The sequence below is a fragment of the Pollutimonas rozaliensis genome (genome assembly GCF_048751585.1).
Taxonomy (GTDB): domain Bacteria; phylum Pseudomonadota; class Gammaproteobacteria; order Burkholderiales; family Burkholderiaceae_B.
The window spans coordinates 228,016-244,430 of sequence record NZ_JAZHOB010000008.1 but is presented as its reverse complement, the minus strand read 5'-3'; the positions used below and the strand labels follow the sequence as shown (position 1 = coordinate 244,430).

Sequence of the window (16,415 nt, the reverse complement as noted above, 5' to 3'; positions counted from 1 at the left end):
GGATCGCCGTCAGATCAATTGCAGCTTCTGGTTGGCGCATGCATCCAGCAGCGCCGCCAGGCTGCCTTGCCGCAAGCGCAGCGTGGGCGGCGCCAGTTCCGCCAGCGGCCGCAAGACAAACGCCCGTTCGTGCATGCGGGGATGCGGCACGATCAGGTGGGGTTCGTTGATTTCCTGGTCGCCGTAAAGCAGCAGGTCCAGGTCCAGGGTACGCGGAGCGTTGCGGTAGGGGCGCAAGCGTCCGTGGTCCTGTTCGATTTTTTGCAGGACGGCCAGCAGCGCGTCCGCATCCAGCGCCGTTTCGATGGCCGCCACCGCATTCACATAATCGGGTCCGCTGGAGTCAACGGGGGCGCTGCTATAGAACCGCGATAGCCGCAGGGCGCTTATGCCGGGTACGCAAGCAAGTTCCGCCGCCGCCTGCTTCAGGCTGGCCAGCGCCTCGCCCAGGTTGGCGCCCATGCCGATGTAGGCCAGCGTCATGGACGGGACAGGCATGCCTTGGCGCTGCGGCGCAGCGGAATCGGGGCGGCGGGCATTGAAGTCAAGCCTGAGTGGGTGCCGGCCTGTTGGCCTGCCTTCGCCTGGGGCTGCGGCGGCGCTTGCCTCCGGCTGCCGGCGCTTTGCCTCGATTCTGGGCCTGGTAGGACTCTATCATTTCGCCGCGCGCGGCATCATCGGCATTGGCCAGGTCCATCCACCACTGAGCCTGGACGCTATCGACTTCGCGCGCCTCGGCCCGCAATTGCAGGAAATCGACCGCGGCGCGGAAACGGGGCTGCTCGGCCATGCGCCAGATGGACTTGGCATTGGCGCGCTCGAAACGGGCCTGCATGAACCAGATTTCCCGCATATCGGCCTGGAAGCGTCGTTGTATGGCCAGCTTGCGGGTCTGTTCCTCGACCACGGAATCGGCGGCCAGCATCAGTGCCTGGGCAGGATGTTCACCGGTGCCGCATAGCTCCTGCCAGCGTTTGTTGACCAGTTTCCACAACAGGGCCGCAAAAAGAAAACTGGGGCTGATGGTTTTGCCCGCCCGTACCCGGGCATCGGTGCGGGCCAGCGCCAGATCGACGAATTGTTCGCCGCCGTCCTCTTTGAAGATCAGGTCGATAAGCGGCAGCAGGCCCTGATGCAGGCCTACCGACTGCAACTGGCGCAGGCAGTCCATGGCGTGACCGCAGGTAAGCAATTTCAGGATTTCGTCGAACAGGCGCGACGAGGGCACGTTCTCGATGAGGGGGGCGAGACGCACAATGGGTTCGCGCGTGGCCGGATCTATGGTGCCGTTCAGCTTGGCGGCGAACCGCAAGGCGCGCAGCATGCGGACCGGGTCTTCGCGGTAGCGTTGTTCGGGGTCGCCTATCATGCGCACGACGCGCTTCTTCAGGTCGGCGACGCCGCGGTGGTAATCGATGACTTCTTCGTTGATCGGGTCGTAATACAAGGCGTTCAGGGTGAAGTCGCGGCGCGCGGCATCTTCTTCCTGGGAGCCGAATAGATTGTCGCGCAGAATGCGCCCATGTTCGTCGGTGTATTCGTCGCTGCCGGCATTGGCCCGGAAAGTCGAAGTCTCGATGATTTCCTGGCCGAAAACCACATGCACCAGTTGGAAGCGCTTTCCGATGATGCGCGCGCGCCGGAACAGTGGGCGGATCTGGTTCGGTGTGGCGTTGGTGGCAACATCGAAATCCTTGGGCTCCAGGCCCACGATCAGGTCCCGCACCGCACCGCCCACGATATAGGCGTCGAAGCCCTCATGGCGCAAGACTTCGCAGACTTTTATGGCGTGGCGCGAGACATTGCGCCGGTCTATTCCATGCTTTTCACGCGGTAGGCGCTCAGGCCCCCGCACTGGCGAGGAGAACAGGCGTCCGACAAAGTTTTTTATTGTTTCTGTAAGCATGGGCGTATTTTAGGACTTTGCGTCCTGCATGTCCTTGAATAAATCAAGAATCCGCCAGCCTCGTTCTTGCGCCACCCGGCGCAATACGGGACTGGGATTGGTTGCAATGGGATGGCTGACCGCTTCCAGCAGCGGCAGGTCGTTGGGCGAGTCGCTGTAGAAATAAACGCGTTCGAAGCCGCTTAGCGACAGGTTCATGCCCGCCAGCCACTCGTTCACGCGGATGACCTTCCCGGCCTGGAAGCTGGGCGTGCCCTGGATGCGGCCGGTGTAGCGGCCGTCCCGGGTCTCGGCAAGGGTGGCGATCAGATGGGGGATGCCGAAGGCGCGCGCAATGGGCGCGGTCACGAATTCGTTGGTCGCCGTCACGATGGCGCACAGATCGCCGTCATCCATGTGGCGACCGACCAGTTCTTGCGCCGACGGCAGGATCGCGGGGCGCACGACTTCGGCCATGAAGGCTTCGTGCCATTCAGCCAGTTCCATGGGGCTGCCGCGAGTGAGCAGGCCCAGCATGAATTCGGCCGACTCCTCGGCGGTCAGCTTGCCCGCGTTGTAGCGCTCCATCAGTTCTTCGTTGCGGCGCTGCGCCTCGGCGGGGTCGCCCGCCCGGCCTGTGCGCGCAAGAAAGTCGGCCCATTGATAATCGCTATCCAGGGGCAGCAAAGTGTGGTCGAGATCGAACAGGGCCAGGCGTTTAGCGGATGTCATGAATTATCGGATTCTTTGGTCGGCTGGCTGGAGGCCAGCAGGTCTTTCAGCAAGGGCAAGGTAATGGCCCGGTGTTTTTCGAGCGAGTAGCGATCCAGTGCGTCGACCAGCGCGCTCAGCCGGCCCATGTCGCGTGCGTAATGGGTCAAGACCCAACTTATGACTTCGGGTGAAAGTTGCAGCCCGCGCTCGCCGGCCCGTTTCCGCAAGGCCTGCGCGCGATCATCATCAGAGAGCAATTCCAGCCGGAATACCAGGTCCCAGCCCAGCCGGGTGCGCAGGTCTTCCCGCAAAGGCATGGCCAGCGGCGCGCGGTCGCCGGCCAGAACCAATGCAAAGCCGTTGTCCGCGGCGGCGACCTCGCGCCAGCGATTGTACAGGGTGAACAGGGCCGCCTGGCCATCGTCATCCAGATGCTGCACGTCGTCCACGGCAATCAGCCGGTAGTGCAGGGCCTCGGAGGTGGCTATCTCTTTCAGGGCGGCGGCGGTGTCTTCGCGGCCGAAATAAAGCGCATCGCCGCCGGTGGCGACGGCCTGAAGCAGGTGGCTGCGGCCCGCGCCGGCGGGACCCCACAGGTAAATGGCGCGGCCCGGCCGCAGGTTGCGCAAGGCGTCCAGGACCTCGTCATTATCGCCGGCAACGAAGTTGTCGAGCGATGCCGGAGAGGGCGGTAGAAGGTCGAGTATCAGCTGCTGCGTCATGTATCGTCTACAGTGAGGCTGCCGGTTGCGCCGGCCCTGGCATGCCCCGGGCGTGTTTTTGCCGCGTTCATCGTAAAATCAGGCTTGGTATTTAATTAAACACGCAATTCTTACACATCCCACGGCATTTCTCATGACAAACAAACATTCCGCTTCCTTGACCTATCGCGACGCAGGTGTCGATATCGATGCCGGCGAAGCCCTGGTCGATCGCATCAAGCCGCTAGCCGCCAAAACCATGAGGGCCGGCGTGATGGCCGGCATAGGCGGCTTTGGCGCATTGTTTGAGGTGCCGCGCCACCTGAAGGAGCCCGTGCTGGTGTCCGGCACCGACGGGGTCGGGACCAAGCTTCGGCTGGCCTTTGAATGGAAGCGCCATGATACCGTGGGCATAGACCTGGTCGCCATGAGCGTCAACGATATCCTGGTGCAGGGTGCCGAACCTCTTTATTTCCTGGATTATTTCGCCTGCGGCAAGCTGTCGGTGGACACCGCCGCCAGCGTGGTGGGCGGCATAGCCAAAGGTTGCGAACTGGCCGGCTGCGCATTGATAGGCGGGGAAACCGCCGAGATGCCGGGCATGTATCCCGACGGCGAATACGATCTGGCCGGCTTTGCCGTGGGCGCGGTCGAGAAATCGCGCATCATCGACGGCAAGTCCATTGCCGTGGGCGACGCGATTCTGGGGCTTGCATCCAGCGGCGCCCATTCCAACGGTTTTTCCTTGTTGCGCAAGATTCTTACCCACGCCAATGCCAGGCCCAATCAGGACCTGGGCGGCCGTTCGCTGGAAGACGCCGTCATGGAGCCCACCCGCATCTATGTCAAGCCGGTCCTGGCGGCGCTGGCCGAGCATGGCGACGCCATCAAGGGCCTGGCCCACATTACGGGCGGCGGCCTGCTGGATAATGTGCCGCGCATTTTGCAGCCCGGCTTGACGGCGCGCCTGTATCGCGACGCCTGGACCATGCCGGAACTCTTCACTTGGCTGCAGCAGAATGGCGGCGTGGCCGATGCCGAAATGCACCGGGTCTTCAACTGCGGCATAGGCATGGTGATGGTCGTGCCGGCCGGCAAGGCCGATGCGATCGCCGCAACGCTGACTGCGCACGGCGAGCAGGTCAGCCGTTTGGGCGAGATCGTCCGGCAGGACGGCCCCGACGCGCCTCAAACCGTCGTCGTCTAGCTTGCCTGTGTAAGGCGGCGCCTGAACGGCACCGCCGCTTTTTGGCCTTAGCGCGCCGCGGGCCAGTGGGCCGCGGCCGCATCCACGACGCGCTCGGCAGCGTCCGGAGCCAGGCAGTCGACCACATGCCGGGCGGGCAGTGAACGCAGCCAGGTCAGCTGGCGCTTGGCCAATTGCCGCGTTGCGGCGACGGCTTGATCCACGGCCTGACCCAGGCCGTTTTTTCCGTCAAGGTAATCCCATATCTGCCGGTATCCCACGCAACGCATCGATGGCAGGCCGGTGTGCAGGTCGGGCCGCTGATACAGGGCACGCACCTCTTCGACCAAACCCATGTCCAGCATCGCCTGGTAGCGCTGCGCGATCCTCGTATGCAGAGCGAGCCGGTCGGACGGCTCCAGGCTGACAGTAATGAATGGCGGCGTATCGCCGTGCCGTATCGGCGGGTCTTTCAGCCAGTCGGACATGGTTCGGCCGCTGATCCGGTGGATTTCAATGGCCCGCTGCAGCCGTTGGCTGTCGTTGGGAGCCAGCCTGGCGGCGGTGTCGGGATCGTAGCGGGATAGCTGGCGGTGCAATTCGGGCCAACCCAATTCGCGCGCTTCGCTTTCTATGGCGGCGCGCACGGCCGCATCGGCGGCCGGAAGTTCATTCAGGCCCTCGCGCAGCGCCTTGTAATACATCATGGTTCCGCCGCAAAGCAAGGGCAGCCTGCCCCGGGCGGCGATATCGGCGATCAGGACGCTGGCGTCGCGCTGGAACTCCGCCGCCGAGTACGACTGGGCCGGATCGCGTATGTCCAGCAGATGGTGCGGAACCCGCGCCTGTTCATCGCCAGACGGCTTGGCGGTGCCGATATCCATGCCGCGATAAATCGTGGCCGAGTCCATGACGATGATCTCCACCGGCCAGCGTTCGGCCAGCGCCAGCGTGGCGGCGCTTTTTCCGGCCGCAGTGGGGCCGGCCAGGCAGATAACCGGGATAGTCATTGGCCGCGCATGAAAAGCTTGTCCAGCTCGCCGACTTTCCATTGCACCCAGGTGGGGCGCCCGTGGTTGCACTGATCGGCTCTTTCGGTTTGCTCCATCCTGCGAAGCAGGCCGTTCATTTCGTCCAGGGTAAGGCGCCGATTGGCTCGTACCGATCCGTGGCAGGCCATGGTCGAGAGCAGCTCATTGCGTTGTTCAGTCAGGCGCGGCGATACGCCGACGCTGGCCAGGTCGCGCAGCACGCCGCGCGCCAGCGATTCGATGTCGCCATTGGCCAGCAAGGCGGGCACGGCCCGCACGGCGACGGAGGCCGGGCCGGCCGCCCGAAGATCAAGTCCCAGCGCGGCCAGCGTGCCGGCGTGCTCCTCGACCAAGCCGATTTCCTTTTCGCTCACGCCGAAAACGACGGGGACCAGCAGTTCCTGGCGCGGCAGGTTCTGCGCATCCATGGCCTTCTTCAATTGCTCATAGACCACGCGCTCATGCGCGGCATGCATGTCGACCAGCACCAGCCCCGCCTGGTTCTGGGCAAGGATATAGATGCCATGCAATTGGCCCAAGGCCATGCCCAGCGGAAACTCGTGCATGGGCTGCTGGCCTGGCTGCGTGTCGATCGCGGTATCGGATGCTTCGATGGGCCGGTAAAGCGACTGCCAGTCAGCCGCTTGTCCGGCGCCGTGGTCGCGCAGGCGGAAGGCCTGCTGCATTTGCGGGATTTGAAAGGACGAGGGTGCGGGAGGGCGGCCGTCAAGCGCCGAAAAGGGCCGCGCAGACGCCTGGCCCGGATGGCCGTAAGCAGCGGAATAGGGCGAATCACCAGCGAGGTTGGCCGTGCCATCCCCGGCCCTGTCGCCGTGTTCCGCAACGGGCTGTACGCTTTCTGGGCCGCCCTGCCCGGTCAGCGTGTGGCCGCCCGCCGCCGACAGCGCCTGGGTCAGTGCCTGCCCCACAAACCGGTGGATCGCGCCGCTGTCGCGGAAGCGCACCTCGTGCTTGGCCGGATGCACGTTCACATCCACCGTGGCCGGATCGACGGAAAGAAACAGCACGTAGGCCGGCTGGCGGTCGCCATGCAGGACGTCGGCGTAGGCCTGGCGTACGGCATGCGCCACGGTGCGGTCCTTGACGTAGCGTCCATTCACATAAAGATACTGCCGGTCGGCGCGGCTGCGCGCATAGGTGGGGCGGGTAATCACGCCTTGCAGCGTGATCAGGCCATGCTCATGCAGGACTTCCAGGCCTTGCTCGATGAAGTCGGAGCCCAATACATCGCGCACCCGCTGTCCGATGTCGGTGGCGCGCCAATTGCGCTGCGCCTTGTCATTGTGGAACAGCCGGAAAGCGATATGAGGCTGGGCCAGCGCAATGCGGTCCAGCGCATCGATGCAATGTCCATATTCGGTGGCCTCCGCGCGCAGGAACTTGCGGCGGGCCGGGACCTCGTCGAACAGTTGTCGCACATCGATGGTGGTGCCGACAGAGCCCGATGCGGGCGTGGGCGCGCCATGCGAAGCCTGGATCTGCCAGGCATGGGGCGCATCGGCTGTGCGTGAAGTAAGCGTAAGCCGCGCCACCGACGAAATCGAGGCCAGCGCCTCGCCCCGGAAACCCATCGACGCGACGGATTCCAGTTCGTTCAGCGAGGTGATTTTATTGGTGGCATGACGAGTCAGCGCCAGTGTCAGCTCATTTTGCGGAATCCCTGTGCCGTCGTCGCTGACGGCGATCCGGCGGATGCCGCCGCCATCCAGACGCACCTCGATCGCGCGCGCTCCGGCATCGATGGCGTTTTCCAGCAGCTCCTTCAGAACGGAGGCCGGCCGCTCGATGACCTCGCCGGCAGCAATCTGACTGATGAGCTGGTCGGGAAGTTGAGCGATAGAGCGACGTTCAGGCATTGCGGCTTTCCGTTGATGTCGAGGCTGGGCACCCGCGCCGGCATGGAAGGGCCCGGCGCGCAGGATGTATGGTATTGCGTATTAATCTGATTTTAGCCGGTCGGGAGCGCATGCTCTTTTACGGCCGGGCTGAACAGCGCTATATTGCTGTAACTTTTTTTGGTAGCGGATATGCTTGATCTCTTCAATATGATTCTCCATATTGACCAGTTCCTGGGAGACTGGGTGGCACAATATGGCGAATGGATTTACCTGGTGCTTTTCCTGATTATTTTTGGCGAGACGGGCCTGGTCGTTCTGCCGTTCTTGCCCGGCGATTCTCTGCTGTTCATTGCCGGCGCTTTCGGCGCCTCGGGCCTGCTGGATCCGGTAACGCTGTCCAGCATATTGATCGCCGCGGCTGTATTGGGGAACACCGTCAATTACTCCATAGGCCGATATATCGGACCCAAGGTATTTACCAGCAATTCCCGCTTCCTGGATCGGAACGCATTGATCAAGACCCACGCGTTCTATGAAAAGCACGGCGGCAAGACCATTGTCCTGTCGCGTTTTCTGCCGATTTTCCGCAGCTTCGCGCCTTTTGTGGCGGGAGTCGCAAGCATGAACGTCCTGCGCTTCCAGCTGTTCAATATTTCGGGCGCGGTCCTATGGGTGGGTGGGCTGGTTACCCTGGGTTACTTTTTCGGCAATGTGCCCATCATCAAGGAGCATTTGAACACCATCGTCCTGATTGGTGTCAGCGCCGCCGCCGTTCCCGTCGTGCTGGGTACGCTATGGAAGCTGTTCAAGCGTAAATCGCCCTCGGTCTAGCAAAGGGACGGGCGGCGCGGCCGCCCCGTTCAGGCCCGGCGTGCAAGCGCCGGGCTGGACGCGAAGTAGCCGCTGATGCCCGTCAGCATGGCCCGCGCTATCTTGTCCTGATGCCCGGGGCTGCGCAGCAGGCGCTCTTCCTCGGGGTTGCTGATAAACGCCGTCTCCACCAGGATGGACGGGATGTCGGGCGCCTTCAATACCGCAAAGCCGGCCCGCTCCACGCTTTTCTTGTGCAGGCGATTGATTTTTCCGATTTCGCCCAGAACCTGGTCGCCCACGCGCATGGAATCATTGATCTGGGCCGCGGTGGAAAGATCCAGCAGGACCTGCGCCACCTGCTTGTTATGCGAACCCAGGTCGACGCCGCCGATCAGGTCGGCTTCGTTCTCGCGTTTGGCCATCCAGCGCGCCGCCGCGCTGGTGGCGCCGTTCTGGGATAGGGCAAAGACGGACGACCCGCGCGCGCTGGGCTTGATCCATGCGTCGGCATGTATGGAAATGAACAGGTCGGCCTTGACGCGGCGCGCCTTTTGCACCCTGACATGCAAAGGCACGAAGTAGTCATTGTCGCGCGTCAGGTAGGCCCGCATATTCGGTTGCGAGTCAATCAGCTTCTTCAGCCGGCGGGCGATGCTCAGGACGATGTCCTTCTCGCGCGTGCCGTTGCGCCCTATGGCTCCCGGGTCTTCGCCGCCATGGCCGGGATCCAGGGCGATCAGTATGGGCCTGTTGTCGCGGCGCGGCTCCGACGCGAGGGGCGGCGGCGCGGCGGGCGCCCTGGGCGGCTTGGCCACGGGCGGCAGTTTCTGTCCCGGCATTGAGGGCACGGGGACGTCGGGCGGTGAATTTTGCGCCAGGTCTTCAAGCACTTCGGCCAGCGGATCCTTGTCGGCCTCGTTCATGATGGCCAGCAGAGGGTCTTGCGCTACCTTGGGATACAAATCGAGCACCAGGCGGTATTTGTATTCGCCGATGGGCTTGAGCGTGAAGACCTGCGGCGCAATGGGCTGTTTCAGATCGAGCACCAGCCTGACCACATCGGGCCGGTTCTGAGCCACCCGCACGGCGCTGATGTAAGGATCGTTGGGCTTGATCTTGGAAACCAGGTTATTGATGGTAGCGTTGATGCTAAGGCCCTGGATGTCCACGACCAGCCGATCGGGATGCTCGAGTATGAAGTGCTCCGCCTTGAGCTCGCTGTCCATTTCCAGCGTGACCCGGGTGTATTCATCCGCCGGCCAGGTGCGCACCGCAACGATGGTTGCAGCATGTGTCAGTGCGGGGATGACCGGCAGGATGAACAGGCTGCCGGCGGTGGTTATGAGTCGGCGCCGGGAGATTCCCGCTGGGGGGATACGGGATGGGGAAGGGCAAGAGTCGTCAGCCATAATTTTCCTTTGTCGCTATGGGCCGTTAGGCTGGCGTACCGCCCGATGTCTGCATATTCCAGGTGGATATCGAGGTCTGGAGGCGCCAATAAAGCGCCTGCTTGCTCTGGCCATTCGATCAAAACCACCGCTTCTTTTTGCAGTATATCGCGAAATCCAGCATCCACCCATTCCCGCGAATCGCTAAACCGATAGAAATCAAGGTGATAGAAGTATAAGTTAGAAAGATTATAGCTTTCAAGCAGTGCGTAGCTGGGACTTTTTATTCTTCCGGTGATCCCCGACGCGCGCAACAGGGCCCGGGCGAAGCTGGTTTTGCCCGCGCCGAGGTCTCCGCGCAGGTGGATCCTGCCTCCGCGCCGCGTCGCGCCGACCGCCGGGTGGGTGCCGCAAAGCAGGGGGGCAAGTCGGGAAGCTAGCGTTATCGTGGCTTCTTCATCCGGCAAAAATACTCTACTTCGGTCAATATCTTGATTTTCTTGTTTCATGGCGGGTTCTCAGTGTAAGGGTCCCACCATTAACCAGAAGGGAATGGTCAGGGCAGACAGCAGGGTTCCGATCGACATCGTAACGGCCACCAGCGATCCGTTGCCGCCCATCCGGGCCGCCAGGACGTGGGCCGATGACGCGGTGGGCAAGGCGCCAAATAGCAACAGTATCTGCCGTTCGACCAGTGTCAGCCCAAGCGCCCACCCGATAAAAATAGCAAAGATGGGGGTGATCATCAAACGCAGGGCGATCATCCAGCTCATGAGCTTGACGCCCCCTTGGCCGCCGCTGAGGGATAGGGTCGCACCCACGCACATCAGCCCGATGGCGATGGCGCAAGCGCCCAGGCGTCCGAGCGTCGCATCGATGGCGCGGGGTATGGGGACGCCGAAGATATTGCACAGCAGGGCCAGCAGGGTCGCGATAATGAAGGGATTGCGGACAATTTCCCGGAACACCTTGCCGCCATTCTGGCGCGCCAGCGCATGCACCGCCGCTATATTGGAAATGGGCACGGCAAATCCCACCAATACCGCCATGATGGTCTGTCCCTCGGAGCCGGCCAGTCCGCCGGCCAGCGACAGGCCTATATAGGTATTGAAGCGATAGCCGCATTGAGCCACGGATGCGTGGGTGATGGGCGAGGGCTTCAGCACGGGTACAGCCAGCCACGCCATGGCCACGCCAAAGCCCATGACGGCAAGTGTGGCCTGCAGCAATGTGTAGGTGCCCGACAGGCTTAATGGCGTTTGCGTGATCGAATGAAAGAGCAGGGCCGGAAACAGCACGAAGTAGACCAGTTGCTCGGCGCCGCGAAAAAAATCGCCGGAAAACCTGAGCTTGTGGAAAAGCAGCCACCCCAGCCCGATGAGCAAGAAATCAGGCAATACGAGTTGAATGACGGACATAAAAAACCAAGGGTGCAGGACAGGTGGACCGGCCGCGTTCAGCGGTTTGCAAGCTTTTCCGGGGTCGAAGAATAGGTAGTAACTAGCAGAGACAGGGAAGCTTGATAGCTGTTATCCTGCCACAAAAATCAGTGAGCTTAGCTGAAATCTGGGCGGCTTGTTTTGTAAATCCATTCGTTTTTTACGGAGTAATTACTAGATGGTTAAATTCCACAATCGATTTGCCGCCGTTGCGCTGGCCGCTGGCGTTGCCTCGCTGTTCGGCGCCTCCGCGCAAGCTGCCGATTATCCGACTCAGGCCATTCGCGTCATCGTTCCGTTTGCACCCGGCGGCTCCACCGATATCGTGGCTCGCATCGTTACCCAGCGCATGAGCCAGGAATTGGGCCAGACCATGGTTGTCGAAAACAAGGGCGGCGCAGGCGGCGCCATCGGCGCGGCGGAAGCGGCTCGCGCCAAGCCTGACGGCTACACGCTTTCCATCGCCACCGTATCCACCATGGCGGTCAACTCGGCGTGCCGTCCCAAGGATCTGCCCTACGATCCCCTGAAGGACTTCATGCCGGTCACCAATTTCGCCAATGTGCCCAACGTGATCGAAGTCAATCCCAAATTCCCCGCCAAGAATTTCAAGGAATTCGTCAAGGCGCTTAAAGACAATCCGGGCAAGTACACGCACGGCAGCTCGGGTACATGCTCGGTGCTTCACCTGTTCGGCGAAGCCTTCAAACAGGCCACCGGCACCGATGCCATCCACGTTCCCTACAAGGGTTCGGGCCCGGCCGTGACCGATGCCGTCGGCGGCCAGATCGACAGCATGTTCGACAATCTTCCTTCGTCCATGGGCCAGATCCAAGCCGGCGGATTGCGCCCATTGGCCATCGCCTGGCCCGAGCGCCTGAAATCCTTGCCAAATGTCCCCACCTTGGCTGAAGAAGGCTACCCCCAGTTGAACCAGCCCGCCTGGTACGGCTTGCTGGCTCCCACCGGCACTCCTCCCGAAATCATCAAGAAACTGCGCGATGCGGCAGTGGTGGCATTGAAGGATCCGAAAGTCGTGGAAACGCTTGAGAAGCAAGGCGCCGCTCCTTCCGGCAACACGCCTGAAGAGTTCGCCAAGGAAATCAAGACGCAGTACGACTGGGCCAAGGAAGTTGTGGCCAAGGGCAATATCAAGCTCGAATAGTGCTGTAGGACCGGTTGTAAAATCGGAAACAGGCCGGGGCGCAAGCCCCGGTTTTTTTGTGCTTTATAATCTCAAGCCCAAACGCGTCCCTGTAGTTAAATGGATATAACTTTCCCCTCCTAAGGGAAGATTGCAGGTTCGATTCCTGCCGGGGACGCCATCAGAGAAGAGAACAGCCATCTCTCTGAAACTTGCCGATTTACGCTCTCGCTTCTTCCAGAGGTATAGGCAACTTCATGCATGATTCAAAAAAACCGCATATTCTGCAACAATAAGCGGAAAATGTATTTGTTTGAAACTCAAGCTGAACAAATGATCATGAATAATTCTACAGGCTTTCATATAACGGCCGTTGCTAAGAATAGGCAACAGTCAGGCATTGTTCAAGCGTGCATACTCAAAGTGCCGACAGTGGCTGGCTTAATCTAAACTTGGTATGACAGAACGTTTTCATACCCATTACGACAATCTAAAAGTCGCTTCTGATGCGCCGCTCATGGTAATCCGAGCCGCCTATAGAGCGCTTTCTCAACAATATCATCCAGACAAGAACCCTAACGATCCACGTGCGACTCGGATTATGGCCATTCTAAATGCGTCATATGATGTTCTGTCGGACCCCGCAAAGCGTAAGCTACACGACGCTGAAATTGCGCGCCGTCGGCAGCAATCTGAGCAGGCTAGGATGGATAGTGCACCTAAGCCAAAGGCTGCTCACCAGCCGTCATCGCCGCCGCATCGCCCTACGTCAGGGAAAGCTCAAAGCAGTGTTTCACGACCTGCACCAACTGAATTTACATCTAATGGGTACAACTGGCCGATTGCCATAATTATTCTTGCCATTGTTGCCCTGCCTTTACTCGTATATTGGCGGTTGCCGGAGCCTACCTCCAGAGCTCCAACTGCGACAGTTCCGACCTATCTAGATCCTCTTGAGCGAAGCAGAAACTCCTCCTCCTTGTTGGCAGATACTAGAACTACCGCGCCAACGGAGCGTACTCCCGCTATTGACGCGGTCATGGGTCGAGTTACTAGTCAAGCGCTCAATTTACGCTTGGGACCAGGTGTCGAGCATCCCGTCATAAGGCGCTTATTGTTTGCGGAAGAGGTCAAAGTGACAGGATCAGATAATGATGGCTGGCTTGCCGTTTCATATAACGGAGAGGAGGGCTATGTAAATGGCGCATTCATAGCTATTGGCGAATCACAAACTACGCTTCAAAAGCTATGTCCTCTAGAACCGCTGTCGCCCGCAAATGGAACTGTATTCACCAGCACTCAAAACGGTGAGCACTCGTTGACTGTTACCGCTCCCGAGTCTGATAATTTACTCCTGAAGCTGAAAGACCGAGCAGGTACATCTGTATTTTTAGCCTATGTGGAGCAGGGAAGGACGGTGACATTTAATACCATACCAGATGGTGATTATCAGGCTTGGTTTGCTACAGGAAAAGCCTTCAGCAAAAAATGTGGCCGATTTACAGAAGGTTCAATTGTGAGCTTCGATTCAGTCTTTAGAAACTATCGAATTCAACAAGCAGGCTATCAACGGTACGCCACGACTCATATGACCTACAAGTTGCGGCGTACCCAAAATGGCAATTTTCAGCCAATGCAGGCTAGGCCCGAGCAGTTCTAGCAGTACTACCTTCCCGAGCCAATATAGGGACTGCTAGGTTGGGTCGTTGTCCGACGCGGTAAAGGAAATATTGATATTGCTTTTTTTGAATGCGATAGCTGGCATGCAGTTTATCGTTGCCCCTAGTCTTTTGCGACAGGCAAATGGCTATATAAAGGTCGGCAAGGCGGTATCTTCATCTATGCTTTGACTTTTCTTTGTGCAGGCCAGCATTCACCAGCTTTGCTTCCAGCAGTCGGATTAGTGCAGCTGGCGGCACGCCCACCAGATAGCCGCGCCGCCCGCCATTCACATAGATGACGGGCGCATCCAGCAGTTCCGCTTCCACCCACACCGGCATCTTTTTGCGCGTTGCGAACGGCGATGTCCCGCCCACCATATAGCCGGAGTGTTTTTGCGCCATATCGACGGAGCAGGGGCTGACCTTCTTGGCTCCTATCTGTCGCGCCAGATTCTTCGTCGATACTTCGCGGTCGCCATGCATGACGATCACCAGCGGCTTGGCGTTTTCGTCTTCCATGATCAAGGTCTTGGCGACCTGGTGCAGGTCCAGGCCCAATTGCCTGGCGGCTTCCATCGCGCCGCCGTGGTCGACATACTCGTAAGGGTGCTCGGTGAACACGATACGGTTTTTTTTCAGCAACTGTGTCGCCGGCGTTTCCGAGACATGTTTGTCTTTAGCCATGTTTTCAATGAATCAAAATAGACAAGAATCGCGCACTGCGGGAAACCAAAGCGCGGCATGCCGCCGATACCGTCATGCGCGGGGATGATGTTTCGCATGCAGCGCCTTGAGCCTTTCGCGCGCCACATGAGTATAAATCTGCGTGGTCGAAATGTCGGCGTGGCCCAGCAGCATCTGCACCACCCTCAGGTCGGCGCCATGATTCAGCAAGTGCGTGGCGAAAGCATGCCGCAGCACGTGGGGAGACAGGGGCGCGTGGATATCCGCCAGCGCGGCGTATTTTTTCACGATCAGCCAGAACGACTGCCGGGTCATGGCGGCGGCCCGGGCCGTAATGAAAAGGGCATCGCACTGGCGCGCACCCAGCAGTTCCGGACGCGATTGCTTCAGGTACAGCTCTATCCAATACTGGGCCTCGTCGCCCAGCGGCACCAGCCGGTCCTTGCCGCCTTTGCCCAGGACGACGCGCACGACGCCTTCGGTCAGGCTTACTTCCAGTGCGCCCAGGCCGATCAGTTCGCTGACCCGCAGGCCGGTCGCGTACAGCGTTTCCAGCATGGCCCGGTCGCGCAGGCCCAGTGCGCTGCGCGTGTCGGGGGCCTGGAGCAGGGCGTCCACCTGGTCTTCCGACAAGGTCTTGGGAAAGCGGGCGGCCTGCTTCGCGGCCCGCAAGGTCAGGCATGGGTCATTGCGGACAATGCCCTGGCGCAAGGCCCACAGGTAGTAGCGCCTTAAGGCGGCCAGGCGCCGGTTGGCGGTGGTGGCCTTGCTGCCGGCATGTTTGGCGGCAAACCAGTCCTGTATGTCGGCGGCATCGGCCTGCTCCAGCGTCTTGTGCATTTTGGCGTGCAGCCACTGGGCGAAGGCGGTCAGGTCGCGCCTATACGCCGACAGCGTATTCTGCGCCAGGCCGTCTTCCAGCCAGATGGCATCCAGGAACGCGTCGATAGTGGCAGGGGGTGAAAAGGTCAAGATGGTCGTAGGCCAATGAAGGTTCAAGGGAGCGGGCAGCTCAAGCGATTGCATCTTATCGCAAGGCTGGGTTGACGAATCGTTATATAGGTATATATATTACGAGTCAGGCATCGGGGCGCGGGCTCCAGGCATGGCCATGGAATGGTTATCGCCGGCCTCCTGAAAAAAGGAAAGAGATGAATACGAAGAAATTCATTGCAGCGGCGGCGCTGGCAAGCATGGGATGGCACGCGCAGGCTTCGGCGGGCGATTTGCTGGTGGGGGCCGCCTCCAGCCTGACCAATGCCTTGACCGAGATTGCAACGGTGTTTCAGCAGGAGCATCCCGATACCAAGGTGTTGATGAGCTTTGCAAGCTCCGACGCCGTCGCTGCGCAAGTCATCCAGGGTGCTCCCATGGACGTCTTCGCTTCGGCGGACCAGAAGGCCATGGACAAGGCGGTTGAGGCCGGCAGCATAGCCGCCGGCACTCAACGTAATTTTGTCCGCAACGAGGTGGTGCTGATTGTGCCGGCCGACAGCAAGCTGGGTATCGATTCGGTGGACGGCCTGAAGGCGGGCGGGGTCAAGCGCATCGCCTTTGGCAACCCGGCGACCGTGCCCGTGGGCCGCTACACGAAGGCGGCGCTGGAGCATAGCGGCGACTGGGATGCCGTCAGGAAACATGAAGTGCTGGGCCAGAATGTGCGCCAAGTGCTGGATTATGTGGCGCGCGGGGAGGTAGACGCGGGTTTCGTATTCGCCACCGATGCCGCCATCATGCCCGGCAAGGTCAAGGTGGCGGCCAAGCTGTCCACACCCGTACCTGTCTTGTATCCGATCGCACTGGTCAAGCGCGACGGCCGAAACCCGCAAGCCCAGAATTTCGTGGATTTCATTTCCTCCGCCAAGGGCCAGGCGATATTGACCAAATACGGCTTCTCCCAACCGTAATCC

Annotated in this window: 16 protein-coding genes and 1 tRNA gene; 6 read left to right on the top strand and 11 right to left on the bottom strand. The window is 60.4% G+C overall.

Features of this window, described 5'->3' with window-relative positions:
- Nucleotides 1–9: 9 nt before the first annotated feature.
- Genes folK through hda form a run of 4 tightly spaced genes read right to left on the bottom strand, consistent with a single transcriptional unit; the run spans nt 10 to nt 3,321 of the window.
- Nucleotides 10–498: a 2-amino-4-hydroxy-6-hydroxymethyldihydropteridine diphosphokinase gene (gene folK / locus V0R37_RS16400; RefSeq protein ID WP_420375528.1), complete on the bottom strand. Its 489-nt coding sequence runs from the start codon at nt 496–498 to the stop codon at nt 10–12.
- Nucleotides 499–544: 46 nt separating this feature from the next.
- Nucleotides 545–1,906, bottom strand: coding sequence for a polynucleotide adenylyltransferase PcnB (pcnB, locus tag V0R37_RS16395; RefSeq protein WP_420375527.1), 1,362 nt, complete (start codon nt 1,904–1,906; stop codon nt 545–547).
- A 9-nt stretch (nt 1,907–1,915) separates the two neighbouring features.
- Nucleotides 1,916–2,617, bottom strand: a complete 702-nt coding sequence (locus tag V0R37_RS16390) for an HAD family hydrolase (protein WP_420375526.1) — start codon at nt 2,615–2,617, stop codon at nt 1,916–1,918.
- On the bottom strand, nt 2,614–3,321 hold the full coding sequence (hda, locus tag V0R37_RS16385) for a DnaA regulatory inactivator Hda (protein ID WP_420375525.1): 708 nt from the start codon (nt 3,319–3,321) through the stop codon (nt 2,614–2,616). Before hda ends, V0R37_RS16390 begins: the two co-directional genes overlap by 4 nt.
- A 133-nt stretch (nt 3,322–3,454) precedes the next feature.
- On the opposite strand from hda, the gene purM reads away from it, so the two are divergent.
- Complete coding sequence (gene purM / locus V0R37_RS16380; protein ID WP_420375524.1) at nt 3,455–4,507, top strand: phosphoribosylformylglycinamidine cyclo-ligase; 1,053 nt, start codon at nt 3,455–3,457, stop codon at nt 4,505–4,507.
- A gap of 47 nt (nt 4,508–4,554) precedes the next feature.
- Here the strand turns inward: purM and miaA are convergent, their stop codons facing one another.
- Both miaA and mutL read right to left on the bottom strand, forming a co-directional pair.
- Nucleotides 4,555–5,496, bottom strand: coding sequence for a tRNA (adenosine(37)-N6)-dimethylallyltransferase MiaA (miaA, locus tag V0R37_RS16375; protein WP_420375523.1), 942 nt, complete (start codon nt 5,494–5,496; stop codon nt 4,555–4,557).
- Nucleotides 5,493–7,394: a DNA mismatch repair endonuclease MutL gene (mutL, locus tag V0R37_RS16370; RefSeq protein ID WP_420375522.1), complete on the bottom strand. Its 1,902-nt coding sequence runs from the start codon at nt 7,392–7,394 to the stop codon at nt 5,493–5,495. Before mutL ends, miaA begins: the two co-directional genes overlap by 4 nt.
- A 171-nt stretch (nt 7,395–7,565) precedes the next feature.
- Here mutL and V0R37_RS16365 point away from each other — a divergent pair, with 171 nt between their 5' ends.
- A complete protein-coding gene (locus V0R37_RS16365; RefSeq protein WP_420375521.1) occupies nt 7,566–8,207 on the top strand; it encodes a VTT domain-containing protein in 642 nt (213 codons plus the stop codon).
- A gap of 29 nt (nt 8,208–8,236) precedes the next feature.
- On the opposite strand, the gene V0R37_RS16360 is transcribed toward V0R37_RS16365, so the two are convergent.
- The 3 genes from V0R37_RS16360 to V0R37_RS16350 are packed head-to-tail and all read right to left on the bottom strand — an operon-like array spanning nt 8,237 to nt 10,995.
- A complete protein-coding gene (locus V0R37_RS16360; protein ID WP_420375520.1) occupies nt 8,237–9,598 on the bottom strand; it encodes an N-acetylmuramoyl-L-alanine amidase in 1,362 nt (453 codons plus the stop codon).
- Nucleotides 9,529–10,086 (bottom strand): tRNA (adenosine(37)-N6)-threonylcarbamoyltransferase complex ATPase subunit type 1 TsaE, encoded by a 558-nt coding sequence (gene tsaE, locus V0R37_RS16355; RefSeq protein WP_420375519.1) that lies wholly within the window; start codon nt 10,084–10,086, stop codon nt 9,529–9,531. The genes V0R37_RS16360 and tsaE overlap by 70 nt, the downstream gene beginning before the upstream one ends.
- 9 nt (nt 10,087–10,095) lie before the next feature.
- A complete protein-coding gene (locus V0R37_RS16350; RefSeq protein ID WP_420375518.1) occupies nt 10,096–10,995 on the bottom strand; it encodes an AEC family transporter in 900 nt (299 codons plus the stop codon).
- A 199-nt stretch (nt 10,996–11,194) separates the two neighbouring features.
- On the opposite strand from V0R37_RS16350, the gene V0R37_RS16345 reads away from it, so the two are divergent.
- The 3 genes from V0R37_RS16345 to V0R37_RS16335 all read left to right on the top strand — a co-directional run bounded on the left by V0R37_RS16345 (nt 11,195) and on the right by V0R37_RS16335 (nt 13,820).
- Nucleotides 11,195–12,181 (top strand): tripartite tricarboxylate transporter substrate binding protein BugE, encoded by a 987-nt coding sequence (locus tag V0R37_RS16345; RefSeq protein ID WP_420375517.1) that lies wholly within the window; start codon nt 11,195–11,197, stop codon nt 12,179–12,181.
- An 85-nt stretch (nt 12,182–12,266) separates the two neighbouring features.
- A tRNA-Arg gene (locus tag V0R37_RS16340) sits at nt 12,267–12,341 on the top strand.
- Nucleotides 12,342–12,617: 276 nt separating this feature from the next.
- Nucleotides 12,618–13,820: a DnaJ domain-containing protein gene (locus tag V0R37_RS16335; RefSeq protein ID WP_420375516.1), complete on the top strand. Its 1,203-nt coding sequence runs from the start codon at nt 12,618–12,620 to the stop codon at nt 13,818–13,820.
- 175 nt (nt 13,821–13,995) lie between these two features.
- Here V0R37_RS16335 and ybaK read toward each other — a convergent pair whose 3' ends face one another.
- Nucleotides 13,996–14,505 (bottom strand): Cys-tRNA(Pro) deacylase, encoded by a 510-nt coding sequence (ybaK, locus tag V0R37_RS16330; protein ID WP_420375515.1) that lies wholly within the window; start codon nt 14,503–14,505, stop codon nt 13,996–13,998.
- 72 nt (nt 14,506–14,577) lie between these two features.
- Nucleotides 14,578–15,531 (bottom strand): site-specific tyrosine recombinase XerD, encoded by a 954-nt coding sequence (gene xerD, locus V0R37_RS16325; protein ID WP_420375514.1) that lies wholly within the window; start codon nt 15,529–15,531, stop codon nt 14,578–14,580.
- A gap of 125 nt (nt 15,532–15,656) precedes the next feature.
- Between xerD and modA the strand changes: the two genes are divergently transcribed.
- Nucleotides 15,657–16,412, top strand: a complete 756-nt coding sequence (gene modA, locus V0R37_RS16320; protein ID WP_420375513.1) for a molybdate ABC transporter substrate-binding protein — start codon at nt 15,657–15,659, stop codon at nt 16,410–16,412.
- The last annotated feature ends 3 nt before the right edge of the window (nt 16,413–16,415 follow it).